The sequence below is a fragment of the Ruminococcus sp. AM42-11 genome (assembly GCF_003480145.1).
Lineage (GTDB): Bacteria > Bacillota > Clostridia > Lachnospirales > Lachnospiraceae > Blautia_A > Blautia_A faecis.
This window is the reverse complement of the sequence record NZ_QUIO01000078.1, coordinates 1-6,389: the sequence shown is the minus strand read 5'-3', so window position 1 is coordinate 6,389 and position 6,389 is coordinate 1. Positions and strand designations below refer to the sequence as shown.

Sequence of the window (6,389 nt, the reverse complement as noted above, 5' to 3'; positions counted from 1 at the left end):
TGCGGGATACCAACTACTTCACCCCACCCGCGTTGTTGTCGTTACTGTTTCTTTCTTCCCTTTCCAGTAACCAGCGATTTTGCAATGTATATTCGCAAGCCGCGCATTTCAGGAGCGGTTTTAGTGGAGGCGAGATCCATGACTTACGGAGACTTAGGCGCGAAGGCTTTCCTGAGCGTCTTAGTCGTAGTTAGTCATTAGCTTGCCGGAACGTTGCGACGCGCGGCGGTGAATATACATTGTGAAATCGCGTCCGGAATAACGACCAACACACTAAATAGCAAAAACGCCAGCCTGCAGATTTTCCCCTGCAGGCTGACGCCGAAATTTCTTATATGTAATTTATGCCAGTAAAATCTTACCAATAAAGTAAACCAGAACCAGCGCACCAAGTACGATTCTGTACCATCCAAATGCCTTGAAATCATGTTTCTTGATATAGCCCATCAGGAACTTGATTGCCAGGATAGAAACTACAAACGCTACCACCATACCGATCACCAGGATCAGCACCTCTGTACCGGTAAATCCAAAACCGAATTTCACAATCTTCAGAAGGCTGGCTCCGAACATAACCGGGATTCCAAGGAAAAAGGTGAACTCAGCTGCAACGGTACGGGAAGTACCAACCAGGATTCCTCCAATGATGGTAGAACCAGATCTGGATGTACCAGGAATAACGGAAAGCACCTGAAAACAGCCGATGAGAAACGCCGTCTTGAAAGATAAATCTTCCAGACTTGTGCACTGCGGCTCTCTGCTTTTATTATAGTTTTCCACAATAATAAACAGAACACCGTAGACGATCAGTGCAATGGCAACAACCACATAGTTATTAAAATGTTCTTCAATGAAATCATCAAACGGAAGTGCGATCACAATGGTCGGCAGACATGCTACCACAATCTTAAACCACAGCACCCATTTCTCTTTATCGCAGAAGCGCTCCACAAAATTCAGGATCACCTGTGCCCATTTGGGCTTCTTCGCAATAGCCATCTGGGTTCTTCTTGGAAGCTTCTTTATGTAAAAAGGCCACAGCTTATTCCAATACAAAACAACAACTGCAAGGATGGCTCCAAGCTGGATCACTACCAGAAATACATCCATAAATTCTTTGGAAACATCCAGATGAAGAAATTCATCTACCAGGATCATATGACCGGTACTGCTGATGGGAAGCCATTCTGTAATTCCCTCCACAATGCCAAGGAAAATTACCTTTAAAAGTTCGATAATATCCATTTCTACCCCTTTCTTATGAATGCACTCTCCATGTGCACCCACTTTAACAAAATGAGGACGGAGACTTAAACTTCTCCGTCCTCTTTAGTATATTACAGAAAGTATTTTTCGTAAACTTGTATTTTGTTTTTTTCTACAATTTTTACTGCAAAAATGTTACTGTTCACTCCGTTCACAGTAACACGCTTCGCGATGCACAGAAATCATGCTTTGCATGATTTCGCGCCGCAACTCTCGGGTTTTCTGTGAACTTTGTTCACAAAAAACACCTCGCGGAATGTTACCAGTAAACAGTAACGCAAAAATCCCAGACTGCACACCCTTCCTTTAGCGTCTTGCAATAGTTGCAATATCAATCAGGCTTAAGCAATTGGCATCTGTATTTTCAAGACTGGTCACAAGCGCTTCTGCAGTATCAAGGCTGGTGAGAACATTTACCCCTGTCTCGATTGCATTACGTCTGATCACGAAACCATCCTTCTGATGCTCAACACCCTGAGATGGGATATCAATAACCACATCAATCTTATGACCAAGAATCAAGTCCATAAGGTTCGGTGCCGGCTGCTCCAGCTTGTTGGTACGGATCACCTTAACACCATGCTCTTTCAGAGTATTGGCAGTTCCTCTTGTGGCATAGATGCGGTATCCAAGTGCCTCAAATCTCTTAGCGATCGGTACAGCGTCCTCCTGCTCTTCCGGTCTTACAGTCATGATCATGTTCTTATACTTCGGCAGACGAATTCCAGCTCCAAGGAATGCTTTGTAAAGAGCCTCATTGAAGGTCTCTGCAATACCAAGGCACTCACCGGTAGATTTCATCTCCGGTCCAAGGCTGATATCAGCGCCGCGGATCTTCTCGAAGGAGAATACCGGCATCTTGATGGCAATGTGTTTTGCCTCTGGCTGAAGACCAGGCTCATAGCCCATATCTTTCAGTTTGTATCCAAGGATTACCTTGGTTGCCAGCGGTACAATCGGGATTCCGGTAACTTTGCTGATGTAAGGTACGGTACGGCTGGAACGTGGATTAACCTCGATTACATATACATCATCCCCAAGAACGATGAACTGGATATTGATCATACCCACTACATGAAGTGCTCTTGCAAGACGTCTGGTGTACTCTGCAATAGTCTCTTTGGCTTTCTCGCTGATGGTTCTTGCCGGATATACGGAAATACTGTCACCAGAGTGGATTCCGGCACGCTCGATGTGCTCCATAATACCAGGAATCAGAATGTCCTCGCCATCGCAAACGGCATCAACCTCGATTTCTTTTCCCATCAGGTACTTGTCAACAAGAATCGGATGCTCCTGTGCAATCTGGTTGATCACACCAATGTACTCTTCCACATCCTCATCGCTTACAGCAATTCTCATGCCCTGTCCGCCAAGTACGTAGGAAGGACGAACCAGAACCGGATAGCCCAGCTCATTTGCTGCTTTCTTCGCCTCTTCTGCGGTAAATACAGTGTGTCCCTTCGGTCTCGGAATCTGACATTTCTCCAGGATTTCATCGAACAGCTCACGGTCCTCAGCAGCGTCTACATTCTCAGCAGATGTTCCAAGGATCTTTACGCCCATCTTGGTAAGAGCTTCTGTCAGCTTGATGGCGGTCTGTCCACCGAACTGTACAACAGCTCCGTCCGGTTTCTCAATATTTACAATATTCTCAACATCTTCCGGTGTAAGAGGCTCGAAATACAGTTTATCTGCAATATCAAAGTCTGTACTAACTGTCTCTGGGTTGTTGTTAATAATGATAGTTTCATATCCTTCTTTTGCAAAAGCCCAGGTACAGTGTACAGAGCAGAAGTCAAACTCAATACCCTGTCCAATACGGATCGGGCCGGAGCCAAGTACCAGGATCTTTTTCTTATCCGGTGTGGCAATTGCCTCATTCTCAGTGCCTTCATCACCATATACAGAATAGTAATATGGAGTTGCAGCTGCAAACTCTGCTGCACAGGTATCTACCATCTTATAAGCAGCCTTGATACCGTAATCTGCACGAAGATCTTTGATCTCTTCTTCTGTTTTGCCTGTAAGACAGGCAATGATGTAGTCCGGGAATTCCATGCGTTTTGCTTCCAGAAGAAGCTCTTTGGTAAGCTTTCTGTTCTTCAGGGCATTTTCCATTCCAACCAGGATTGCCAGCTTGTCAATGAACCAGATGTCGATCTGGGTAATGTCATGAAGCATGGACTGCGGCATACCACGGCGGATTGCTTCTGCAATCTTCCAGATTCTGCGGTCGTCCACGATTGCCAGCTCATCCAGCAGTTCCTCATCTGTAAGCTGTGTAAAATCGTAAGACATCAGACTGTCAACATGCTGCTCCAAGGAACGGATTGCTTTCATAAGAGCACCCTCAAAGTTATGGCAGATACTCATAACCTCACCGGTAGCTTTCATCTGAGTGGTAAGGGTTCTCTTAGCTGTGATAAATTTATCAAATGGAAGTCTCGGGATCTTAACAACACAGTAGTCAAGCATCGGCTCGAAACTTGCGTATGTTTTTCCAGTGATGGCATTTGGGATCTCATCCAGTGTATATCCAAGTGCGATCTTCGCTGCAACCTTTGCGATCGGGTAACCAGTTGCCTTACTTGCAAGTGCAGAGGAACGGCTTACACGAGGGTTAACCTCGATAACACAGTATTCGAAGCTGTCTGGTTTCAGTGCGTACTGAACGTTACATCCGCCTGTAATTCCAAGCTCTGTGATAATGTTCAGGGCAGAGGTACGGAGCATCTGGTACTCTTTGTCTCCAAGAGTCTGGGACGGAGCAACTACGATGGAGTCTCCTGTGTGGACACCAACCGGGTCAATGTTCTCCATGTTGCAGACAGTGATGCAGTTTCCTGCACTGTCACGCATTACCTCATACTCGATTTCTTTCCAGCCTGCGATACAGCGCTCTACCAGAACCTCTCCAACACGGGAAAGACGAAGACCATTCTCCAGGATCTCACGAAGCTCGTATTCATTGTGGGCAATTCCGCCGCCGCTTCCGCCAAGGGTGTAAGCAGGACGAAGAACAACCGGATAGCCAATGGTATTGGTAAATGCAAGACCATCCTCCACCGTGGTAACAACCTTGGAAGCTGCAACTGGCTCGCCGATTTTCTCCATGGTATCCTTAAATTCCTGACGATCTTCAGCTTTCTTAATGGTCTGGGCTGTAGTACCGATCAGTCTTACATTATGTTCTTTCAGGAAGCCTTTCTCATCCAGCTCCATGGCAAGGTTCAGACCTGCCTGACCGCCCAGGGTAGGAAGAACGCTGTCTGGCTTCTCTTTCAGGATCAGCTGCTCTACCACTTCTACGGTAAGAGGCTCAATGTAAACACGGTCTGCAATATCTTTATCTGTCATGATTGTAGCCGGATTGGAGTTCAGAAGAACAACCTCCAGACCTTCTTCTTTCAGGGAACGGCAGGCCTGTGTTCCTGCGTAGTCAAACTCTGCTGCCTGGCCGATGATGATCGGACCTGAACCAATAACAAGTACTTTTTTAATGTCTTTATTTCTTGGCATTATTTATTTCCTCCCATCATATCCATAAATCTGTCAAACAGGTAACTGGAATCCTGCGGTCCCGGGCATGCCTCCGGATGGAACTGTACAGTGAAAATATTCTTTCCAACGTATGCCATTCCTTCGTTTGTTCCGTCATTTACGTTCACAAATGCAGGATGAGCAATGTTTTTCTCCTCAAGGTCCTTGGCATCTACTACGTAGCCATGATTCTGGGAAGAGATGTAAACTCTGCCTGTTGTAAGGTCTTTTACCGGATGGTTTCCACCGCGGTGACCATATTTCATCTTATAGGTATCCCCGCCTGTTGCAAGTGCCATCAGCTGATGTCCAAGACAGATTGCAAAAATCGGAACATCGGAATCGTAAAGTTTCTTTACTTCTTTAATAATAGAAGTGCATTCTTTCGGGTCTCCAGGGCCATTGCTGAGCATGATTCCGTCCGGATGATCTCCAAGGATCTCCTCGGCCGGTGTAAGAGCCGGGTAAATAGTTACCTGACATCCGCGCTTATTCAGGGAACGGGCAATATTACGTTTCGCACCAAAATCCATGAGGGCTACCTTCGGACCATTTCCAGGAAGGATTTCTTTCTCACGGCAGGTTACTTTTTCCACTACTTTACCAGTTGTATATGCTTTTAACTTGGGGAGAATTGCGTTTAAGTCATAATTTTCATCCACTGTGATCATACCGTTCATGGTACCTTTCTCACGGAGGATCTTGGTAAGAGCTCTGGTGTCGATTCCTGCGATTCCAGGAATATCATGCTTGGTCAAGAAATGCTGAATGGTGTCAACGCTTCTGAAATTGCTTGGAACACGGGATAATTCACGTACGATAAATGCGTCGATCCACGGTCTGGTGGATTCCTGGTCATCATAACAGATTCCGTAATTTCCTATTAATGGATAGGTCATGCATACCGCCTGTCCTGCGTAAGACGGGTCTGTCATTACTTCCAGATAACCGGTCATGGAAGTATTAAAAACAATCTCGCTGATGACTTCCCTTGCAGAACCAATGCTGGTTCCTGTAAATACATGGCCATCTTCTAATATCAGAAATGCTTTCATACAATCTCCCTTTCTTATATCATTTTCTTTCTTATTTTATCCTAAATCTTCAAGATTGTATCATAGCAAAATGCTTTTTTCAACAAAATATGAGCAAAAAAAAATTCTGTTGTGCTGAAAAAAATTGCACAACAGAAAAAAGCTACTGGATCCGAGTCTGAATAAAAGAGACATCCTGTGCCTCACAGCCAACCTTATACGCAACTCTGGTATTCGTAACAAAAGAAAAAAATAATGCAGGAGATGGGACTTGAACCCACACGATCTTGCGACCACAGGCACCTGAAGCCTGCGCGTCTGCCAATTCCGCCACTCCTGCATTTCTTATGTTTCAATCGCTCTCTCGCGACTGCTTGATTATAATACAACACATTCAGTCAAATGTCAACACTAATTTTCAAAAAAATTTGAAAAATTATGAACCATTTATGATAATGTCCTAATATACCATAAAGGAAAATGTCCCAATGTAGTATAATGCTTCCATCAACAGATGGAGGTAACGATTATCAGAAAGGTAGAATT

The 6,389-nt window shown here is 44.9% G+C and carries 3 protein-coding genes and 1 tRNA gene; all 4 read right to left on the bottom strand.

From position 1 onward, the window contains the following. Window positions 1-342: 342 nt before the first annotated feature. Window positions 343-1,245 (bottom strand): undecaprenyl-diphosphate phosphatase, encoded by a 903-nt coding sequence (locus tag DW904_RS22205; RefSeq protein WP_118584287.1) that lies wholly within the window; start codon window positions 1,243-1,245, stop codon window positions 343-345. Between the two features lie 327 nt (window positions 1,246-1,572). Beyond that, the gene (carB, locus tag DW904_RS22200) at window positions 1,573-4,788 is read right to left on the bottom strand and encodes a carbamoyl-phosphate synthase large subunit (protein ID WP_118584286.1); all 3,216 of its coding nucleotides are present in this window, start codon (window positions 4,786-4,788) and stop codon (window positions 1,573-1,575) included. Next, entirely contained in the window at window positions 4,788-5,864 is a 1,077-nt protein-coding gene (locus DW904_RS22195) for a carbamoyl phosphate synthase small subunit (RefSeq protein ID WP_118584285.1), read from the bottom strand. The genes carB and DW904_RS22195 overlap by 1 nt, the downstream gene beginning before the upstream one ends. A 235-nt stretch (window positions 5,865-6,099) precedes the next feature. Beyond that, window positions 6,100-6,183: transfer RNA gene (locus DW904_RS22190), tRNA-Leu, on the bottom strand. Between the last annotated feature and the right edge of the window lie 206 nt (window positions 6,184-6,389).